This window comes from Ewingella americana ATCC 33852, from assembly GCF_000735345.1.
Classification (GTDB): Bacteria; Pseudomonadota; Gammaproteobacteria; order Enterobacterales; family Enterobacteriaceae; genus Ewingella; species Ewingella americana.
In genome coordinates this window covers 264,699-281,885 of record NZ_JMPJ01000065.1, presented here as the reverse complement: position 1 = coordinate 281,885, position 17,187 = coordinate 264,699, and the positions used below count along the sequence as shown (strand labels likewise).

The window sequence follows — 17,187 nt, the reverse complement described above, 5'->3', positions numbered from 1 at the left end:
TGGGCCTTTCCTCTTAATAAAGAAAAAGCATGCATCGGCTATTGAGCAATTTTCTGACCCTGAAATTGTGCCTAAGCACTCTACATCAAGGATCCACAATCATACAGATGCTGGCGAAAAATTGTGATTGATCTCTGGTTTTGACATTTATTCGCTTGATAAGTGAACCACTAGTTATGAATATTGCGATTGAGGTTGCGATATTTGGGTTTTAAGTTGTGACTTGATGTGTTTATTGGTTGTGAGTAATTGGGCTTTTTGAAGTTTCTTGCCAGTTAAAGGAGTCAAAATGAACAGCATTCTGCATGCCGACAGCATCCTGTTAGGGGCGGCGTTTAGCGACAAGTTTGATGCCATCCGCAAAGCGGGAGACGTGCTGGTGGCCTCGGGCTATGTCAGCGAAAAGTATGTTGAGTTGATGGTGAAGCGTGAAGCGCTGACATCGACCTATATGGGCAATCACTTAGCCATTCCCCACGGCGTGGATGGTTCTGAAAGCGAGATCATTCACTCGGGGATTTCGGTTATTCAGATCCCGGAAGGCGTGAGTTATGGCGAGGGCACCACGGCATATGTGGTGATTGGTATTGCCGGTAAAGATGGCAGCCATTTGGATATTTTGAATCAGATTGCTATTGCCTGCATGGAAGAGGAAAACGTCGAAATCATCCGTCGGGCGACCAACAAGCAGCAAGTGCTTGAGGTGCTGGGCGTCTAATTTCGGACATTAATCCATGTGAAAACAGTAGGGTAGCAACATGAGTCAGACCAGCTTAGTGGCCGATTTCCAAATTAATAACCCTAACGGGCTGCATGCGCGCCCCGGCGCCTATTTGGTGGCGGCGCTCAAGCCTTTCACCAGCGAGGTGAAAATTACCAACACCGATCGGCCGGGAAAAACCGTCAGCGCCCGCAGTTTGCTCAACTTAATGGTGTTGGGCATTAAGCGTGGCCACCATGTTCGCGTATTTATTGATGGCGATGACGCCCAGCAAACATTAGCCGCATTACAGGATGCTATTGCCAGCGGCTTGGGCGAAGCACTAACCAATGAATAAATAACGCAGAACACGCGGAAAATAGTGGGTAAGGCCTTATTTTATTTAGCCATTAATCACCAGTGGGTCATTTTTTAAAAGTTAACTCAATGATTAAGGAAATTGAAATGGAAAGGAAAATAGTACTTTCTCCCTCAATAATGTGTGCCGATTTATTAAATCTTGAAAGGTCAGTGAAAGAACTGGAAGAGATAGGCATTGATGCGCTTCATATTGATATTATTGATGGAGCATTTAGCCCGAGCATGCCATTAGGCATTGATACTGTTAAGAAATTAAGAGATATCACTAATCTGGCATTTGATGTACATATCATGTCGCGCAATAACGATTGGTTTGTCGAGCAAATATTAGCGATTGGCGTGCAGCAAATTTCCTTCCATATTGAAACCAGTTTACATGCTGACAGATTGATTAATCTGATTAGAAACAGCGGAGTGAAAGCAGGGTTGGCGTTAAATCCCGGAACGCCGCTCTCCTGTTTGGATTACCTTTTACCCCAGCTCGATAATGTATTACTTATGCTGATTAATCCGGGCTTTGCCGGTGATAGAAGTGAAAAACAGGCAGTATATTCCGCGGAGAAAGTCCGAGATTTAGCGCAGTTAATTTCTTCACGACAGGTGAATTGTGAAATCCAAGTCGACGGGCGAGTCTCCTTAGATTCTATCCCCGAGCTGATTGGTGCCGGTGCGGATAATTTAGTACTGGGCAGTACCAGCCTCTATATCTCCGGTAATACGTTGGCGCAAAATAAAGTCTATTTGGATATGGCGGTCAAAAACGGCTTATCTCAGCGATAAACCCATGGCCTGATTTTTGTTTTACAGGCCTTAGCGCAATACGAGGGTTTTATAATGAATTACAGCATGGCCAGAGAAAAAATAGTTCGCGAACTGGATACCACGCTCAATAGCATTTCGGCGGAAAGTATTCTGGCGCTGGTTGATAAGATTGAAAAAGCGGACAAAGTTTTCTTTGTCGGCGTGGGGCGAGTGCTGCTGTCATTAGAGGCAATAGCCAAGCGTCTGGCTCATCTCGGAGTGAAAACTTATGTCGTGGGCCAAATCACCGAGCCGGCGATCACCAGCAACGACCTGCTGATTGTAGGCTCCGGCAGTGGTGAGAGCATGTTCCCATTAGGAATTGCGCGCAAAGCCAAAACCTTCAATGCCACGGTGGCACATATTGGCGCTAATCCTAACAGCTCAATGGGCGAATTTACTGACCTGTTTATCCGAATTCCGGTACAGACGAAATTAAACCTGCCGGGCGAAATTCCGTCGATTCAACCTATGACCAGCCTGTTTGAACAATCCTTACTTATTCTCGGCGACACCATCGCGTTAATGATTGTCGAAGAGAAGAAAATCGATATGCACAGTTTATGGCAATTACACGCCAATCTTGAATAGGGGAAAATACCATGAGTAAAAATTGGATCGATCTAGAACAAAAAGTCGTGATTGTCACCGGCGGTGCCTCGGGCATTGGCGCGAAAATAGCGCAGAATCTGCACGCTAATAACAGCATTGTGGTGATCAGTGATTTACGTGAAAGCGAAGAGTCGAAAGCCAATGCGGATTTTTTTGTTGAGTGCGACATCACCAATAAAAATAGCGTAGAAAGCATGGTGCTGGAAGTGATTAACAAATATGGCCGAATCGATGCTTTGATTAATAATGCTGGTGTTAACCGCCCGCGTTTATTAGTCGACTTCTATAAGAAAAATAATGCCTATGAAGCCACCGAGGCGGACTTTGATTTTATTGTTAATGTTAACCAGAAGGGACCCTTTTTATGCGCGCAGGCAGTTGCCCGGCATATGATTGAAAGTCAATCCGGCGTTATCATTAATATTTCTTCCGAAGCAGGAACCGAAGGGTCAGCCGGGCAAAGTATTTATTCGGCGACCAAGGGCGCGCTCAATAGCTTTACTCGCTCATGGGCTAAAGAACTCGGCCGATTTAATATCCGGGTTATCGGTATTGCGCCGGGTATTAATAAAAGAACCAATATGAACAGTGATGAGAATTATCGGGCGCTGGCTTATACCCGTGGCCTTGATCCGAATAATATCGACAATGACTACACCGGGTCTATTCCTCTGGGCCGGGCAGGAGAACATCATGAGATAGCCGATTTAGTGACTTATTTAGTCTCCAATCACTCAAGCTATATTAGTGGAACGACGATAAATATTTCCGGAGGAAAATCCCGGTAAGGAAAGTCGACGACAGGACAGTATTTATTTCGCTTTACGTTTCCTCGTAACCCTACAATGGGAAATATGAAAATGCTTACTATAAAAAATGAACGTAAAACAAAAGACAAAACAGTATTGGTAAAAGTACAACGGTTCGGGAATTTCCTGAGCGGCATGGTGATGCCCAACCTCGGCGTTTTCGTCGCTTGGGGTTTAATTACCGCGCTGTTTATCCCGACGGGTTGGATCCCTAACCAGCATCTTGGTGCATTGGTTAGCCCGATCTTAACCTATCTTTTGCCACTGCTGGTTGGGTTCACCGGCGGATTTATTGTTCACGGGCAGCGTGGTGGGGCGATAGGGGCATTAGCGACCATGGGCCTGATCATTGGTTCTGACGTCACCATGCTCAGCGGTGCCATGATTATCGGGCCATTCGCAGCTTGGATAATGAAGAAAACGGACCAATTCCTCGACGGGAAATTCCGCGCAGGTTTTGAGATGTTAATCAGCAACTTCAGTATGGGGATCATCGGTCTGGTTATTACCTTAGCCGGATACATCATAATAGGCCCAATCATTGAGGGCATGATCCACTTACTGTCTAGCGGCGTGAACTGGACCATCGCCCATGATTTACTGCCTTTCATTTCAGTTTTTGTTGCGCCAGCCCAGGTACTCTTTTTAAACAATGCAATTAACCACGGCATCATGGCCCCGCTGGGTTTACAGCAGGTTGCTGAGCACGGGAAATCGATTCTGTTCTTGGTGGATGCCAACTGTGGCCCTTCTGTCGGCACGCTGTTAGCCATCTCATTTTTTGGCAAAGGCATGGCGAAGAAAACCGCGCCAACGGCTGCGCTGATAGCCGGCGTGGGTGGGATTGGTGAGGTCTACTTCCCCTTCGTATTGATGAAACCGGTGCTGGTTTTCGCCACGATGGGCGGCATCACCACGTCACTTGCCTGTTTTATGTTGCTGGGCGGCGGCACGGTGGCGACGCCTTCTCCGGGCAGCTTCTTTGCGATGCTGATCCTGACACCAAAAGGGGCGATGCTGGGGAATTTAGTCGGCTTCTTTGCCGGAATGGCCGTGGCCTTTGCTATCGCCTCGGTGCTATTGAAATTCGACCGAACCCCGGAAGAAGCCGTGTCTGACGAGCTCAACACAACTGATGTCAGCGATGCAACTCGCCGCGCAGCGTTAAGCAGCAACAGCGAAACTTTGCAGCGCCTTGCCGCAAAACACATCGACAAAATCATTGTTGCTTGCGACGCCGGGATGGGGTCGAGCGCGATGGGGGCGTCTGTCCTGAAGAGCAAGCTGAAGAAGGCGATGATCGACATCAAGGTGACGAACTCGAAAATCGAGGAGATCCCCAGCGATACCGATTTAGTCATCACCCATGTTCAGCTGTTGGACCGGGCGAAGAAACTCCATGCCGATAAAGGATTCGAGTTTATGTCGATAACCAACTTTATCGAAGGCAGCCAGTACGACGGCATTGTTGAATATATTAAGGCCAATCAAAACAACGCGTAAAAGTGGAACACGGACGCCGCCCTGAGCTATTTCAGCGCGGCGTTTGTTATTACCTAGCCCAGCAAATGGCCAAAAATAAACTGCTTAAACTCCTGCAACGGCGTCTCATTCTTCTCCACCCGCATGCGCAGCAGCGCGCCTTCCCAAGAATTCAGAATGAAGTCACTCAGCGACTTGGCGGACAAATTACCGTCAAGCTGCCCTTGGCGCTGAGCGTCCAGCAGGCAGTGCTCAATCACCTGGCACCATGCGGCGAACTGCTCCACTAAGCGCAGGCGAATGGCCTCGCTGTGGTCGGCGATTTCGGCGCTGAGATTGCCCATCAGGCAGCCTTTGCTGAACTGGTTATCGCGAAAAGCCACGATCAGGCTGTCGAAATAGGCCTCCAGCCGAGCCAGCGGCGCCAGCTCGGTATTGCCGAACGCGCTATCCAGTCTGGCCTGCGCGCGCTCGAAATAGGCATCCACCACCGAAGCACCAAAGGTCTCTTTACTGTCGAAATGGTTGTAGAAAGAGCCTTTCGGCACGCCCGCCTGCTCAACGATGCTCTGAATGCCCGTCGCGGCAAAACCTTCGCGATGGAAAGTTTGCAACCCGGCTTGAACCAGATTGGTACGGGTACTGAGGTTTGGCTTCGGCCCTCGGCGGCCTCTTTTTTCTACATCGACAGGGGTGTTCATCTGGCTTCTCCGATTGTCTTGACAATATAAACTGACCGGTCATATTTTATTTATAGCCGCTGCGTATTCGGCTGTCAATTGATAACCCTGTTCATCCTCGGAGTAAACACCATGAGCAAAACTGCCCTGAAATGGGATGTTTTAACCATTAAGCGCCCCGGCCTAAGTCGTGATATTCCAGCCGGACTCGAGTCACTGATGTGGGTCGCCAATTCCGCCACGCTGATTTATGGCGAGAAAGACGCCGTGCTGGTCGACACTTTCCTCACCAAAGAGCAGTCGCAAACGCTGTTGGACTGGGTGATTGCCAGCGGCAAAAATCTGACCACGATTTACATCACTCACGGCCACGGCGACCACTTCTTCGGGCTGGCTCCGTTGTTGGAACACTTCCCGCAGGCCCGCGCGGTGGCGGCTCCGGCCATTGTGAAGGCAATGCAGTCGCACCTTACTCCAGCATGGGTGGATGGCTTCTGGCACAAGCTGTTTCCGGGTGAAATCGACGATCTGCTGGTTGTCGCCGAGCCGCTGAACGGCGACGAGTTCGAGCTGGAAGGGCACAAGCTGATGGTGGTGCATACTGGCCGCACGGACACGGCGGAATCGACCAGCCTGTATGTCCCGTCCCTCGAGTTACTGGTGGCGGGCGACGTGGTGTATAACGGCATTCATCCTTTCCTTGGCGAAACGGATAAACAGAGCCGTGTAGAGTGGATTGAGACGCTGGATAGCCTTGCGGCGCTGAAACCGGCTTACGTGGTGGCGGGCCATAAGGTGCCGGAAAACGACGACGCGCCGGAGAATATCGCCGAAACCAAACAGTATTTGCTGGACTTCAATCGCCTCGCCGAAGAAACCGACAGCGCCGGAGAGCTTTATCAAGCCATGCTGGCACTCTACCCAACCCGCGTGAATCCCGGCTCCCTGTGGAAAGCATCCCAGCTGACTAAGCCCGTGCCGTGATCTAGCTGCAGGCCGTGCTAGTCCGCCGACTGCGCTTCACGCAGTGCCGCCCAATTTAACAAAGCGTCGAGCACCGGACAGAGATCTTGCCCCCATTCCGTCAGCGAGTATTCCACTCGCGGCGGGACTTCGGGGTAGACGAGGCGTTTGACGATGCCGTCATTTTCTAGCTGGCGCAGTTGTTGAATCAGCATTTTTTGCGAGACAGCGGGGATGGCCCTTTCGAGATCGGAGAATCGCAGCACCCGGCCGCCAAAAAGCTGAAACAGAATGAGCAGTTTCCAGCGCCCATCCAGCAGTTTAATCACCTTTTCGACGCCAATGGCGGCGGTTTCACGGGTGTACTTGTGGCCCTGACCCTGCGGCGGAGGCGCGCTGTTTTCATTTATCGTTGTCATTTTTTTATAGTAAATAATATTTGCGCTTTTCGCCTTTAAATTCAAAAAACTTACTTTTAAGTATGTACCCGACTTAATTGTATGTACTTGTTATCAATATATTTTACCACGATGCTTGGCTGGAAATGAACATCCACTGAGGGCATCAACATGAGTTTTGAATTAGGTTTAACGGGCGCACGCGTTTTGGTTACTGGCGGCACTAAGGGCGTGGGCGAAGCCGTGGTGCAGGTTTTACAGCAAGTGGGCGCGAAAGTGGTCACCACCGCGCGCGATATCTCCCAAGGCGCGCAGGCCAATGTGCAATACATCGCTGCTGACGTTAGCACCGCGCAGGGCTGTGCCGACGTCGCTGCCGCCACCTTAAAGCTACTCGGCGGAATCGACGTGCTGGTTAATGTAGTGGGCGGTTCAACCGCGCCGGGCGGCGGTTTTGCCGTGCTGGATGACGAGCAGTGGCTGGCCGAGTTGAACCTCAACCTGCTGTCAGCCGTGCGGCTTGATCGCGCACTTCTGCCGGAAATGCTCAAACAGGGCGCGGGAGTGATTATCCATGTCACTTCAATTCAACATCAGCTGCCGCTGCCGGAATCCACCACCGCCTATGCGGCGGCGAAAGCGGCGCTATCCACTTACAGCAAAAGCCTGTCGAAAGAGGTGACGCCGCAGGGCGTGCGCGTGGTGCGCGTTTCGCCGGGCTGGGTGGAAACTACCGCCGCGGTGGCGATGGCCGAGCGTCTGGCCGAAGAGGCGGGCACCGATTACGCCGGTGGCAAGCAGATTATTATGGACTCGCTGGGCGGCATTCCGCTTGGGCGACCGGCCAAACCGCATGAAGTGGCCGACCTGATTGCCTTTGTCGTCTCGCCGCGCGCGGCATCTATCAGCGGCACCGAGTTCGTTATTGATGGAGGCACTGTACCGACCGCCTAATCATGGTCTGGAATAATAGACATTTTATGGCGCTTTTGATGCAGGCCAAGATTCTTCATTCTAGTGTTCTCAAAACGACACTACGAAGGAAGTATCATGACTCAACGTATCGACTATGCAAAAGCCTCTCCTGAGGGTTACAAAGCCTTTGGCGCCGTGTACTCAACGCTGCTGAAGGGCAGCCTGCCGAAAGAGCTGATTGATCTGGTTTACCTGCGCGTTTCGCAAATCAACGGCTGTGCGTTCTGTATTGATATGCACTCCCGCGACCTGCTGAAGTCGGGTTTATCGGTTGAAAAGCTGGTGCTGGTCCCGGTATGGCATGAAGCCGGTGCCGTGTTCACCGCCCGCGAGCGCGTGGCGTTGAGCTGGGCGGAAAGCGTCACTCGCGTTAGCGAAACCGGCGTGCCGGATGAGCAATACGCGGCGGCGATTGCCGAGTTTAGCGAGCAGGAGCTGACTGACCTGACTTATGCCGTCAGCCTGATGAACGCGTTCAACCGTTTTGGCGTAGCCTTCCGCGCCACGCCAGCCGCTGCCGCCAAGGCTTAAATCTCAGGTCTGTGAGGTAGCAGCCTATGGCATGGCTAATGCTGAGCGTGGCGGGTTTGCTCGAAATCGCTTTTGCCTATGGCATGAAGTCGTCGGCGGGGTTCACCCGCCTGATCCCTTCACTGTTCACCGTGGTCAGCGGGTTGGCGAGCGTGGCGCTGCTCTCTTTCTCCCTGCGCACCTTGCCGATGGGCACTGGCTACGCGGTGTGGACCGGGATTGGTGCGGCGGGCAGCGCGCTACTGGGCATCATGCTGTTAGGGGATCCCGCATCGCCGATGCGATTACTCTGCATTGCACTGATTCTGGCAGGGGTTATCGGCCTGAAACTGGTTTCTGTGTAAGTTTTACCCTCAAGCAAAGCAGCGGCCTAAACCGCTGCTTTTTTTGTTATTTATCGGCTTAGAAGGTGATGCAGACCTTGCCTACGTGCTGGCCAGATTGCAGGTGGAGGAAGGCCTCGCGGCTGTTCTCAAAGCTGTAAATGCTGTCCACCACTGGCACAATCTTCCGGGCGCTAAACCAGCTGAGCATTGCTTCAAGCATTTCGCGCGAGCCAGTTTCTATCCCTTCAATACGCAGGTTTTTGAAGAACACCTGAGCCACGTTGAAGGTCGCCTCCAGACCGCCAGTCAGTCCAACAATGCCAATCACGCCATAATGCGCCGCAGCCTTCACTGACTGATGCAGGGTTGAAGCGCCGCCGATGTCCACTGTGACATCGGCTCCTTTGCCCTCGGTTAGCGCCAAAATGTCTTGGCTCCACTCGGGCCGCTGCTGGTAGTTCACCGTGGCGTGTGCGCCCAGCGCCTTAAGGCGTTCAATCTTCGAATCCGAGCCAGAGGTCGCCAAAACCTTGGCTCCCGAAGCCAAGCCAATCTGTAAGGCGAACAGCGAGACGCCGCCGGTCCCTTGCACCAGTAGCGTGCTGTCCGGGCCGAGTTCTCCGGCGCGCTGCAAAGCATGCCACGCCGTGAGTCCGGCGGTGGGGAAGGTGGCTGCTTGGGCATCGGTCAAATAGTCGGGGGCCAAGACCAGCGACTCGGCATTCAGCACGCGATATTCCGCCAGTACGCCGTCTGCCGCCACGCCGCCGAGCGAGCCTCGGGACTTCTCTTCGGTCATCGGCCCGGAGATCCAGTTCGGCAAAATGGTGGTGATGACGCGATCCCCCACGGCAAAACGGCTAACGCCTTCGCCTACTTCGACCACCCGCCCGACGCCATCAGAAGCCGGCACGCGGCCCGGCGTTGGTCGCCAGTGCCCGTTACCCGTGGCGACCAGCAAATCGCGAAAATTAAGCGAAACCGCGCCCATTTTCACCATCACTTCACCGGGGCCGGGCGACGCCGGTTTCTCGCGCTCAACGAGGCGTAAATCTTCCAGCAGGTAGGTGTCGGCAATCTCAAGTTGTTTCATTTTTTACCCCGTGAATTGTTATTTATAAAGAGAGCAGATGCAGATTATTATCTTCATCTCAGGGGCGGCTTGATATGCAGATAGCAAGGCTTGAGGCTGGATAAACTTAGTTAAAAAAGGTTTATCAGCCTGAAATCCTTTTTATTAAAAATGAGCGGGTTTGGCATAAGGCAGAGTAAAAATGAATATTGATAAAACCGACCGGTTGCTCTTAAAGCTGTTGGCGCAGGACGCAAGATTGTCGATTAAGTCTCTCAGCGAGAAGGTGGGGCTGTCGGCTCCGGCGACCGCCGAACGCGTCCGCAGGCTGGAAGAAAATGAAATTATTGAAGGATTTAGCATCGCCATTAATCTTGACGCGCTGGGCTATCCGCTGATGGCGATAGTGCGCGTCAAGCCGCTGGCTGGGCAACTGAACTATGTGCAGAAGCTGATTCAGCAAATGCCCGAATGCTCCGAGTGCGACAAAGTCACGGGGGAAGATTGCTTCGTGATGCGCCTACAGGTGCGGTCGATGCAGCATCTCGATGAGATCTTGGACCCTATTGCCGACTACGCACAGTGCAACACGTCGCTGGTGAAAACCACGCCGGTAAAGCGGCGGTTGCCACCGATTTGATATGCGTCGCGCTTGAGCACTAAGTAAATAGATCATCTGCCCGCATCGCGGCTATGCTCAATCTGGATAAACATCGATGAATCCATTAACAGAGGGCAGTGATCCATGTCGGAAAATAACTATCAGCCTCCAAAAGTTTGGGTGTGGAATCAACAAGATGGCGGTAACTGGTCGAAGATAAACCGTCCAATTGCCGGGCCAACGCACGACAAAGTGCTGCCTATCGGCAAGCACCCGTTGCAGCTCTATTCGCTGGGTACGCCAAACGGCCAGAAGGTGACGATTTTACTGGAAGAGCTGCTGGCACTGGGCGTGACAGAAGCCGAGTATGACGCGCACCTGATTCGCATTGGCGAAGGCGACCAGTTCTCCAGCGGCTTTGTGGAAGTGAACCCGAACTCGAAAATTCCGGCGCTGTTTGACCACTCGGCAACGCCGCCAATTCGCGTTTTCGAGTCCGGCGCGATCCTGCTGTATCTGGCAGAAAAGTTCGGCCATTTCTTACCGAAAGAGATTGCTGCGCGCACTGAAACCCTGAACTGGTTGTTCTGGTTGCAAGGCTCTGCGCCTTATCTGGGCGGCGGGTTTGGCCACTTCTACAACTACGCGCCGTTCAAAATCGAATACGCCATCAACCGCTTTACCATGGAAGCGAAACGCCAACTCGACGTGCTAGATCGCCAGTTAGCCAACCATCGCTTTATTGCTGGTGATGAGTATTCGATTGCGGATATTGCGATTTGGCCGTGGTATGGCAGTCTGGCGCAGGGCGGCCTGTACGACGCCGCTGAGTTCCTCGATCTCAAATCCTACAAACACTTCCAGCGCTGGGCCGAAGAAGTGGCCAACCGCCCGGCGGTGAAGCGCGGGCGCAAGGTAAACCGCACCTTCGGTGACCCAGCAGACCAACTCCACGAGCGCCATGACGCCTCGGATTTTGATCTGCGTACTGAAGATAAACGCCAGTCCAAATAAAGACTTAACCGTTGCGCTGTGCGATGTTGTCGCGCAGCGCAACGATCTCCTGATTCAGCCGCTGTAACTCTTTTAACTCCAGATTCGAGCTGCAAAACAGCGTCTCAGACAGTCGAATCGACTCTTCTTCCAGCTGCTTGCCTTTGTCCGTGATGGAAATCATCACCTGACGCTCATCTTGCGGATTGCGCACGCGCTCAATAAAACCTTCATTTTCCAAACGCTTAAGCAGCGGTGTCAGGGTACTGGTCTCCAGCGCCAAGGTATCACCGATGCCGCCAATCGACTGCTTCCCCTGTTCCCAAAGCACGTTCAGCACCAGATATTGCGGGTAGGTCACGCCCATGGCATCGAGCAGGGGTTTGTACAGCCGCTTGATGGCGATGGAAGTGGAATAGATGGAATAACAAAGCTGCTCCGCCAGGCGGGGACGATGTGTCACGGGGTGCTCCTTTAGCGTCGGACTATGCACCATCATACCATTGCGGATGAGTATTTATCTATCGCGATAACAAATAGCTTGACACTCAATTTAATACTGATAGTTTTAACTTCAATTTAGTTATCGCGATAAACAATATCGCAATAGATAAAATGATAAACACTTACCCAACCCTAAATATGAAGGAAATCATCATGTTGAAGAAAACCCTGACAACACTGGCGGCTGGTCTGGCACTGGCTTTTGCGGCACAAAGCGCGGCATTCGCTGAGCCTGTAAAAAATATCGTCTTGGTCCACGGCGCGTTTGCCGATGGTTCTGGCTGGCAGGCGGTGACCAAAATCTTGGACAAAGCCGGTTATCACGTGTCGATTGTGCAAGAGCCGCAAACGTCGCTTGCCGATGACGTCGCCGCGACGCGCCGCATTTTGGGCCAGCAGACGGGGAAATCTCTGTTGGTAGGGCATAGCTATGGTGGTTTTATTATTAGTGAAGCGGGGCAGGACCCGTCAGTAGCCGGGCTGGTATATATCGCTGCTTTCCAACCCGAAAAAGGCGAAACGCTGGGAGGCCTTTCTGCAAAAATTCCTCAGGCGACTCAAGGCATTGCACAAACCAGCGACCACTTCTTATACCTGAAACCTGAGGTCTACCACGCCGACTTCGCCGCCGACCTGCCAGCCGCCCAAGCCAACTTTATGGCCCGTTCACAGGTGATGCCAGCCGCCGCTATCTTCGGCACCCCGGCCGCCGAACCGGCCTGGAAAACCAAACCAAGCTGGGCATTAGTCGCCACGCAGGACCGCGCCATCAATCCAGACTTAGAACGCTTCATGGCGAAACGCGCCGACAGTAAAGTGGTTGAAGTGAAAGCCAGCCACGCCGTCTTCGCCTCACAGCCGCAAAAAGTCGCCGAACTGATCGAGAAAGCTGCGCAGAGCTTGTCGAAGTAATGGGGTGATTTAGGCCAGTATTTTTCAACACTGAGCCGATTGTGATAGTCCAAACCCGTAAGCTAGACTATAGTCATGCTTACGGGTTACATGGACGGTAAAGGCATAAATGGGAATTTACTTAACGCCTGAATTTGAGCAAGAGCGCAAGAATGCGCGGATTAACGATAAAATCTTATGCAAAGCAGCCAGAGCAATCACTTCAGGTCTGCCCGGCGACCAGCTAGGAAAGTACACTTACAAGAAACGCTTAGCATTGCCTGCGGTGAGTCCACAGGATGGCGCTCGATCAATCGTGTTTTTTAATAATGGTGAAAATCTTTACTTCTTTGATATGTATCTGAAAAGTCAGCTTTCGAAGAAAAAGGGTAAGGAGCTGGAAGATGACGAAATTGCAGCCTACTGTAAGATTGCTTCTGACTTTATTGCCATGACCAATGTACAAATAGAACAGTTATTAAAAGCAAAAGAACTCATAGAGGTAAATTGTGATGAGTGATCGTCTGGAACGCATTCAAGGTATGGCCGAGCGCTATAACAAATTGGGCGTAGTTAAAGATGAAACAGTTGCCGCAATTCACGCAGCCGTAGATGCGCGCAAGATTCCAAAGGTTCGCCCGATGACGGGGAGCCAGATTAAAGAAGTGCGTGTGCGCTATAAAATGTCCCAGTCGGCACTGGCTTTGATGATTGGTATGTCGGTTGAAAGCGTCTCAAAGTGGGAGCGCGACGAGAGCAAACCTAACCAAGCTGCACTGCGAATTATCAACGTGATTGAAGAGAAAGGTCCGCAGGTTTTCATGGCCTGATTTCTCTATAGATTCTTCTCCCAAAGCCTCAAACAAAAAGCCCCAAATTCGGGGCTTTTTTGTGTCTTAACGCTGATGTCATTACCCCAGACGCATCGACAATTCGACGTCATCGGCGAAGGGGACGGAGAGATATCCGCTGTTCTCAGCGCGGATATAGGCTAAGAACGCCGGGCTGTCTTCGGCGTCGTCGGCGATGATCAGCGCGCCCGGTTTTAGGCGGCTTTCCACCAGAGCTAAGATCTCCGGATAGAGTGCTTTAGCGCCGTCGAGCAGCAGCATGTCGATGCTTTCTGGCAGGTCGACGCTCAGGGTTTGCAGCGCGTCGCCTTGGCGGATATCCACCAAATCGCTGACTCCGCCAGCTTGCAGATTCTCTCTGGCGCGAATCACTTTTGAGGGTTCAAACTCACTAGTGATTAGCAAGCCGCCGCCGTTGTCGCGCAACGCGGCGGCGAGGTGCAGGGTGGAAATGCCAAACGACGTGCCGAATTCAACGATATTTTTGGCCTTGCTTGAGCGCGCCAGCATGTAGAGCAGTGCGCCGGTTTCGCGCGATACCGCAAGAGGGAAATCCTTCAGCATGCTGTACAGATTGACGTATTCAGTTTTGCTTTGCTTCAGACGTTTTCGCTCGTCGTCAGACATGTTGAGCAGCGCCGGATCGACGGCCGGTAAGTTTTCTCGCGCCTCGGCAAATAAGCGATCAAGTAGGGGTGCCAGCGGGGCGGAAGTCAGTGTATTCATGGCCTATTTCCAGTCTGAGATTGAGTGCGACGTTGCACGCCACTATAATATGACGAATTATTCGCATTTAACTATTCGCATTCCGAGGCCCCGATGACTGAACGCCGCGCCCCACAAATTTCATCAAGAAAACAACCACTTCAGGCGAGATCTACCGAGCTGGTGGCGACTATCCTAACGGCGGCTACTCAGGTTCTGGCCAAGGAAGGTGCGCAGCGTTTTACCACCGCGCGGGTGGCCGAGAAAGCCGGGGTGAGCATCGGCTCGCTCTATCAATATTTCCCCAATAAGGCGGCGATTCTGTTCCGATTGCAGCGCGACGAGTGGCAGCAAACCACCGATATGCTGCGCAGTATCTTGAATGATGACGAGAAGACGCCGTTGCAGCGGCTGCGTAATTTGGTCCACGCTTTTATTCAGTCAGAGTGTGAAGAGGCGGAGATGCGCGTGGCGCTGAATGACGCCGCGCCGCTGTATCGCGATGCGCCAGAGGCGCAGGAAGTGAGGGTAAAAGGTGACGCTATTGTCGACATTTTCATGCAAAAAGCCTTGCCCGACGCCAGCCCGGAGACGCGCGCACTGACGGGCGACCTGATCACCAACGCGCTCAGCGCCACGGGCAAGCAGTTCTCCGAAAGCCCGCGCACAGCCGCAGAAATCGACACTTACGCCAATGCCATGGCCGACATGTTCTGCGCTTATCTGGCTAGCCTGCAAAAATAGCGCGGCTACGAGAGGTGGCCGGAGCCGAACTCGCCGGAGTCATACAAACTACGAATGGTGTGCTTCAGCCATTTCAGCTTCGAGCTGTAGGCATTGCGTTTATGCCAAATCATGGTGAAAGGGATAATCAGCTTGTCTTGATGCGCTTTGGCGAGGGGGATGGGCCGAGTGACCAGACCTAAATTCAGCTGTTGGGCGTAGCGCCCGCAATAGCTCGGCGCGGTCGCCAGCATGGTATGGCCGGGCTGGGCCGCCATAAATAGCGACTGCTCGAAGCTCGGCAGGGTCAGCGACACGCTGCGCTGAGTGCCCATCTCCTGCAACACATTGTCCAGCGCCCAGATCTCGCTATGTTCCCAAAAAACGCCGATATGCGCGTATTGGAGGAAGGTTTCCAGATTCCACTCTTGCTGCAAGGCCGGATGATCCTGACGCAAATAGACCACCGGCAAGTCGCTGAATAACACTTCGAAATTGACGAAGTTGGGCAGCAAATGCAGCGACTCTCTGGAAAGCGGATGGCTCTCCCGCCCGGTAAAGCCAATGTCCGCCTCGCCGCGAATAATCGCCTCAAGCGAGCTGTCATCCCAGTTCCGCACCTTGATTTTGGCCTCGGGATACTGGTCATAAATACGCTGCGAAAGCTGATTGAACATCAGCAGCATCAGCGGCGACTCAATCACTAACTCGAATTTCACCCCGCGTGGGATCTCATGACCCTGCTTATCGGCAATCAGCCCGCTGAGCAGCAGCCAGTCCGCCAGTTCCGCCTCCATGCTGAGCGCCAGCGGCGTAGGCTCCAACCCCTGCGGCGTTTTGATAAACAGCCGATCATCAAACCAGGTTCTGAGTTTATTCAGCGACTTACTAACAGTGGAAGGGGTGACGTTTAGCCTCTTCGCCGTTCTGGAGACGCTTTTTTCCTGCAACAGCAATTGCAGAATAAACAGCAGATTGAGGTCAAGTCGCGCCAGAGACTTCTTCATGTGGTTTCGCCTGAGGGGAAGTAGGGACCCATAATATGAGGGCCGCGCTGAAAGCTCCACCCGCGATAAGGATCACCAGCAGCATGTTGAGTGCCTGAACGCCCAGCGCGCCCATTAGCCAGATGTACAGCGCCGAAGTACAGACCTGCGTGATGCCCAGCAGCGAACTTGCCATGCCCGCCCGCAGCCTAAAGGGACTGAGAGCCTGACTCATGGTCACGCCAAAACCCAGTGAAAACGCGGTGCAAATCAGCACAAAGCCCAGCAGCTCGGCGCGCAACGGCAACAAGGCTTTTTGCGCTGCCAGCAGCACCACGGCTGCACTGACGAACAACACTTGCGCGGTCAGCATCAGGTTCTTCTCTTTGAAAAGCGACAGCCAGTAAGGCGTTGAAAAAGCAGAGATCATGCTCACAAGCGCGGTCAGCGCCATTACCAGCGAGTACTGGCCGCGACTAAATTCTAGCTGTTCCATGACTAAAAAAGGTGAGGCGTTCACATAAGTCAGAATGGTGGTGATGCCCAGCGTGGTGATGATTAACCGGCTGATGAAAAACCGCTGTTTGAAGCTTTCATCCACAGCCTGTCGCTGGCGTGGCGCATCGGGTGGAGTGACCGCGCGTTTCGGCAGAGACTCGTTGAGCACCAGCGTGCAGAGCAAGAACACCAGCAGGCCCATGGCGGCCATGGTGAAGAACAGGCTATGCCACGGGAACTTGAGCATAATCAGGTAACCCACCACCGGCGCCAGCACGGGAATAATGCAGGTCACGCCGTTAATCACTGAAAGCACTTTGGCGCGGCGGCGGTCATCGAGGGTGTCGCGCAAAATCGCAAAAGCCACCACGTAGCAAGAGCCCGCGCCAATCCCCTGAATAAAACGGGTGAGCAGAAACACTTCGCTGCTGGTGGCCATGCCGCCGGCCAGTGAGGCCAGCATAAAGACCAGCGAGCCAAAAAGTGTAAGGGGTTTACGCCCGTAGCGGTCCGCTAAACCGCCGGCAATCAGCATGGTGGCGGCCATTCCGGCCAAATAAACTGAAAAAGCGATATGCAGTTGCGGCTCGCTGGCTTGTAAATCCTGAGCGATTTGCGGCAGGCCGACCAGATAGAGGTCGATGCCGGTGGGGTAGAGTAAAACCAAAGCAAAACTACAGAGCAAAAATCTAAGCATAGTGACCT

23 protein-coding genes are annotated in these 17,187 nt (G+C 52.7%); 16 read left to right on the top strand and 7 right to left on the bottom strand.

Going from position 1 to position 17,187, the window contains the following annotated elements:
* The first annotated feature begins 289 nt into the window (after positions 1-289).
* The 6 genes from GEAM_RS15685 to GEAM_RS15660 all read left to right on the top strand — a co-directional run bounded on the left by GEAM_RS15685 (position 290) and on the right by GEAM_RS15660 (position 4,806).
* Positions 290-718 (top strand): PTS mannitol transporter subunit IIA, encoded by a 429-nt coding sequence (locus GEAM_RS15685; protein ID WP_034793217.1) that lies wholly within the window; start codon positions 290-292, stop codon positions 716-718.
* 40 nt (positions 719-758) lie between these two features.
* The gene (locus GEAM_RS15680) at positions 759-1,058 is read left to right on the top strand and encodes an HPr family phosphocarrier protein (protein ID WP_034793214.1); all 300 of its coding nucleotides are present in this window, start codon (positions 759-761) and stop codon (positions 1,056-1,058) included.
* A gap of 89 nt (positions 1,059-1,147) precedes the next feature.
* Positions 1,148-1,861 (top strand): ribulose-phosphate 3-epimerase, encoded by a 714-nt coding sequence (locus GEAM_RS15675; RefSeq protein WP_244956640.1) that lies wholly within the window; start codon positions 1,148-1,150, stop codon positions 1,859-1,861.
* 66 nt (positions 1,862-1,927) lie between these two features.
* On the top strand, positions 1,928-2,473 hold the full coding sequence (gene hxlB / locus GEAM_RS15670; protein WP_236942720.1) for a 6-phospho-3-hexuloisomerase: 546 nt from the start codon (positions 1,928-1,930) through the stop codon (positions 2,471-2,473).
* A gap of 11 nt (positions 2,474-2,484) precedes the next feature.
* Positions 2,485-3,282 carry a sorbitol-6-phosphate dehydrogenase subunit gene (locus GEAM_RS15665; protein WP_034793208.1) on the top strand — a complete coding sequence of 266 codons (798 nt, stop codon included), beginning with the start codon at positions 2,485-2,487 and terminating at the stop codon, positions 3,280-3,282.
* A 72-nt stretch (positions 3,283-3,354) separates the two neighbouring features.
* Positions 3,355-4,806 (top strand): PTS transporter subunit EIIC, encoded by a 1,452-nt coding sequence (locus tag GEAM_RS15660; protein ID WP_034793571.1) that lies wholly within the window; start codon positions 3,355-3,357, stop codon positions 4,804-4,806.
* 53 nt (positions 4,807-4,859) lie between these two features.
* On the opposite strand, the gene GEAM_RS15655 is transcribed toward GEAM_RS15660, so the two are convergent.
* Positions 4,860-5,486, bottom strand: coding sequence for a TetR/AcrR family transcriptional regulator (locus GEAM_RS15655; protein ID WP_034793206.1), 627 nt, complete (start codon positions 5,484-5,486; stop codon positions 4,860-4,862).
* Between the two features lie 111 nt (positions 5,487-5,597).
* Between GEAM_RS15655 and GEAM_RS15650 the strand changes: the two genes are divergently transcribed.
* The gene (locus tag GEAM_RS15650) at positions 5,598-6,449 is read left to right on the top strand and encodes an MBL fold metallo-hydrolase (RefSeq protein WP_034793205.1); all 852 of its coding nucleotides are present in this window, start codon (positions 5,598-5,600) and stop codon (positions 6,447-6,449) included.
* A gap of 17 nt (positions 6,450-6,466) precedes the next feature.
* On the opposite strand, the gene GEAM_RS15645 is transcribed toward GEAM_RS15650, so the two are convergent.
* Positions 6,467-6,847 carry a winged helix-turn-helix transcriptional regulator gene (locus GEAM_RS15645; protein WP_084674138.1) on the bottom strand — a complete coding sequence of 127 codons (381 nt, stop codon included), beginning with the start codon at positions 6,845-6,847 and terminating at the stop codon, positions 6,467-6,469.
* Between the two features lie 150 nt (positions 6,848-6,997).
* On the opposite strand from GEAM_RS15645, the gene GEAM_RS15640 reads away from it, so the two are divergent.
* From GEAM_RS15640 to sugE, 3 genes are all read left to right on the top strand, one after another.
* Positions 6,998-7,780 carry an SDR family oxidoreductase gene (locus GEAM_RS15640; protein WP_034793204.1) on the top strand — a complete coding sequence of 261 codons (783 nt, stop codon included), beginning with the start codon at positions 6,998-7,000 and terminating at the stop codon, positions 7,778-7,780.
* A 96-nt stretch (positions 7,781-7,876) separates the two neighbouring features.
* A complete protein-coding gene (locus GEAM_RS15635) occupies positions 7,877-8,332 on the top strand; it encodes a carboxymuconolactone decarboxylase family protein (RefSeq protein ID WP_034793203.1) in 456 nt (151 codons plus the stop codon).
* A gap of 26 nt (positions 8,333-8,358) precedes the next feature.
* Positions 8,359-8,676, top strand: a complete 318-nt coding sequence (gene sugE, locus GEAM_RS15630; RefSeq protein ID WP_034793202.1) for a quaternary ammonium compound efflux SMR transporter SugE — start codon at positions 8,359-8,361, stop codon at positions 8,674-8,676.
* A 58-nt stretch (positions 8,677-8,734) separates the two neighbouring features.
* Here the strand turns inward: sugE and GEAM_RS15625 are convergent, their stop codons facing one another.
* Positions 8,735-9,751 carry a zinc-dependent alcohol dehydrogenase family protein gene (locus GEAM_RS15625; RefSeq protein ID WP_034793201.1) on the bottom strand — a complete coding sequence of 339 codons (1,017 nt, stop codon included), beginning with the start codon at positions 9,749-9,751 and terminating at the stop codon, positions 8,735-8,737.
* 181 nt (positions 9,752-9,932) lie between these two features.
* Here GEAM_RS15625 and GEAM_RS15620 point away from each other — a divergent pair, with 181 nt between their 5' ends.
* Complete coding sequence (locus GEAM_RS15620; protein ID WP_034793200.1) at positions 9,933-10,370, top strand: Lrp/AsnC family transcriptional regulator; 438 nt, start codon at positions 9,933-9,935, stop codon at positions 10,368-10,370.
* Between the two features lie 105 nt (positions 10,371-10,475).
* Positions 10,476-11,345 carry a glutathione-dependent disulfide-bond oxidoreductase gene (yghU, locus tag GEAM_RS15615; protein ID WP_034793199.1) on the top strand — a complete coding sequence of 290 codons (870 nt, stop codon included), beginning with the start codon at positions 10,476-10,478 and terminating at the stop codon, positions 11,343-11,345.
* A 4-nt stretch (positions 11,346-11,349) separates the two neighbouring features.
* Here yghU and GEAM_RS15610 read toward each other — a convergent pair whose 3' ends face one another.
* Positions 11,350-11,787 (bottom strand): MarR family winged helix-turn-helix transcriptional regulator, encoded by a 438-nt coding sequence (locus GEAM_RS15610; RefSeq protein ID WP_034793198.1) that lies wholly within the window; start codon positions 11,785-11,787, stop codon positions 11,350-11,352.
* A gap of 194 nt (positions 11,788-11,981) precedes the next feature.
* Between GEAM_RS15610 and GEAM_RS15605 the strand changes: the two genes are divergently transcribed.
* The 3 genes from GEAM_RS15605 (at position 11,982) to GEAM_RS15595 (ending at position 13,549) form a co-directional block, all read left to right on the top strand.
* Positions 11,982-12,740, top strand: coding sequence for an alpha/beta hydrolase (locus GEAM_RS15605; RefSeq protein WP_034793197.1), 759 nt, complete (start codon positions 11,982-11,984; stop codon positions 12,738-12,740).
* A gap of 109 nt (positions 12,741-12,849) precedes the next feature.
* Positions 12,850-13,239 (top strand): type II toxin-antitoxin system RelE/ParE family toxin, encoded by a 390-nt coding sequence (locus GEAM_RS15600; RefSeq protein WP_034793195.1) that lies wholly within the window; start codon positions 12,850-12,852, stop codon positions 13,237-13,239.
* Entirely contained in the window at positions 13,232-13,549 is a 318-nt protein-coding gene (locus GEAM_RS15595) for a helix-turn-helix domain-containing protein (protein ID WP_034793193.1), read from the top strand. Before GEAM_RS15600 ends, GEAM_RS15595 begins: the two co-directional genes overlap by 8 nt.
* A gap of 81 nt (positions 13,550-13,630) precedes the next feature.
* Here the strand turns inward: GEAM_RS15595 and GEAM_RS15590 are convergent, their stop codons facing one another.
* Positions 13,631-14,296 carry an O-methyltransferase gene (locus GEAM_RS15590; RefSeq protein WP_034793191.1) on the bottom strand — a complete coding sequence of 222 codons (666 nt, stop codon included), beginning with the start codon at positions 14,294-14,296 and terminating at the stop codon, positions 13,631-13,633.
* Positions 14,297-14,389: 93 nt separating this feature from the next.
* Between GEAM_RS15590 and GEAM_RS15585 the strand changes: the two genes are divergently transcribed.
* Complete coding sequence (locus GEAM_RS15585; protein ID WP_034793190.1) at positions 14,390-15,019, top strand: TetR/AcrR family transcriptional regulator; 630 nt, start codon at positions 14,390-14,392, stop codon at positions 15,017-15,019.
* Between the two features lie 5 nt (positions 15,020-15,024).
* Here the strand turns inward: GEAM_RS15585 and yidZ are convergent, their stop codons facing one another.
* Positions 15,025-16,005, bottom strand: coding sequence for an HTH-type transcriptional regulator YidZ (yidZ, locus tag GEAM_RS15580; RefSeq protein ID WP_034793189.1), 981 nt, complete (start codon positions 16,003-16,005; stop codon positions 15,025-15,027).
* A complete protein-coding gene (locus GEAM_RS15575) occupies positions 15,980-17,179 on the bottom strand; it encodes an MFS transporter (protein WP_034793188.1) in 1,200 nt (399 codons plus the stop codon). Before GEAM_RS15575 ends, yidZ begins: the two co-directional genes overlap by 26 nt.
* Positions 17,180-17,187 lie beyond the last annotated feature (8 nt).

Coding starts and splice junctions, on each gene's coding strand:
- GEAM_RS15685 (WP_034793217.1), top strand. CDS start 290: ATGAACAGCATTCTGCATGCCGACAGCATCCTGTTAGGGGCGGCGTTT.
- GEAM_RS15680 (WP_034793214.1), top strand. CDS start 759: ATGAGTCAGACCAGCTTAGTGGCCGATTTCCAAATTAATAACCCTAAC.
- GEAM_RS15675 (WP_244956640.1), top strand. CDS start 1,148: ATGATTAAGGAAATTGAAATGGAAAGGAAAATAGTACTTTCTCCCTCA.
- hxlB (WP_236942720.1), top strand. CDS start 1,928: ATGGCCAGAGAAAAAATAGTTCGCGAACTGGATACCACGCTCAATAGC.
- GEAM_RS15665 (WP_034793208.1), top strand. CDS start 2,485: ATGAGTAAAAATTGGATCGATCTAGAACAAAAAGTCGTGATTGTCACC.
- GEAM_RS15660 (WP_034793571.1), top strand. CDS start 3,355: ATGCTTACTATAAAAAATGAACGTAAAACAAAAGACAAAACAGTATTG.
- GEAM_RS15655 (WP_034793206.1), bottom strand. CDS start 5,486: ATGAACACCCCTGTCGATGTAGAAAAAAGAGGCCGCCGAGGGCCGAAG.
- GEAM_RS15650 (WP_034793205.1), top strand. CDS start 5,598: ATGAGCAAAACTGCCCTGAAATGGGATGTTTTAACCATTAAGCGCCCC.
- GEAM_RS15645 (WP_084674138.1), bottom strand. CDS start 6,847: ATGACAACGATAAATGAAAACAGCGCGCCTCCGCCGCAGGGTCAGGGC.
- GEAM_RS15640 (WP_034793204.1), top strand. CDS start 6,998: ATGAGTTTTGAATTAGGTTTAACGGGCGCACGCGTTTTGGTTACTGGC.
- GEAM_RS15635 (WP_034793203.1), top strand. CDS start 7,877: ATGACTCAACGTATCGACTATGCAAAAGCCTCTCCTGAGGGTTACAAA.
- sugE (WP_034793202.1), top strand. CDS start 8,359: ATGGCATGGCTAATGCTGAGCGTGGCGGGTTTGCTCGAAATCGCTTTT.
- GEAM_RS15625 (WP_034793201.1), bottom strand. CDS start 9,751: ATGAAACAACTTGAGATTGCCGACACCTACCTGCTGGAAGATTTACGC.
- GEAM_RS15620 (WP_034793200.1), top strand. CDS start 9,933: ATGAATATTGATAAAACCGACCGGTTGCTCTTAAAGCTGTTGGCGCAG.
- yghU (WP_034793199.1), top strand. CDS start 10,476: ATGTCGGAAAATAACTATCAGCCTCCAAAAGTTTGGGTGTGGAATCAA.
- GEAM_RS15605 (WP_034793197.1), top strand. CDS start 11,982: ATGTTGAAGAAAACCCTGACAACACTGGCGGCTGGTCTGGCACTGGCT.
- GEAM_RS15600 (WP_034793195.1), top strand. CDS start 12,850: ATGGGAATTTACTTAACGCCTGAATTTGAGCAAGAGCGCAAGAATGCG.
- GEAM_RS15595 (WP_034793193.1), top strand. CDS start 13,232: ATGAGTGATCGTCTGGAACGCATTCAAGGTATGGCCGAGCGCTATAAC.
- GEAM_RS15590 (WP_034793191.1), bottom strand. CDS start 14,296: ATGAATACACTGACTTCCGCCCCGCTGGCACCCCTACTTGATCGCTTA.
- GEAM_RS15585 (WP_034793190.1), top strand. CDS start 14,390: ATGACTGAACGCCGCGCCCCACAAATTTCATCAAGAAAACAACCACTT.
- yidZ (WP_034793189.1), bottom strand. CDS start 16,005: ATGAAGAAGTCTCTGGCGCGACTTGACCTCAATCTGCTGTTTATTCTG.
- GEAM_RS15575 (WP_034793188.1), bottom strand. CDS start 17,179: ATGCTTAGATTTTTGCTCTGTAGTTTTGCTTTGGTTTTACTCTACCCC.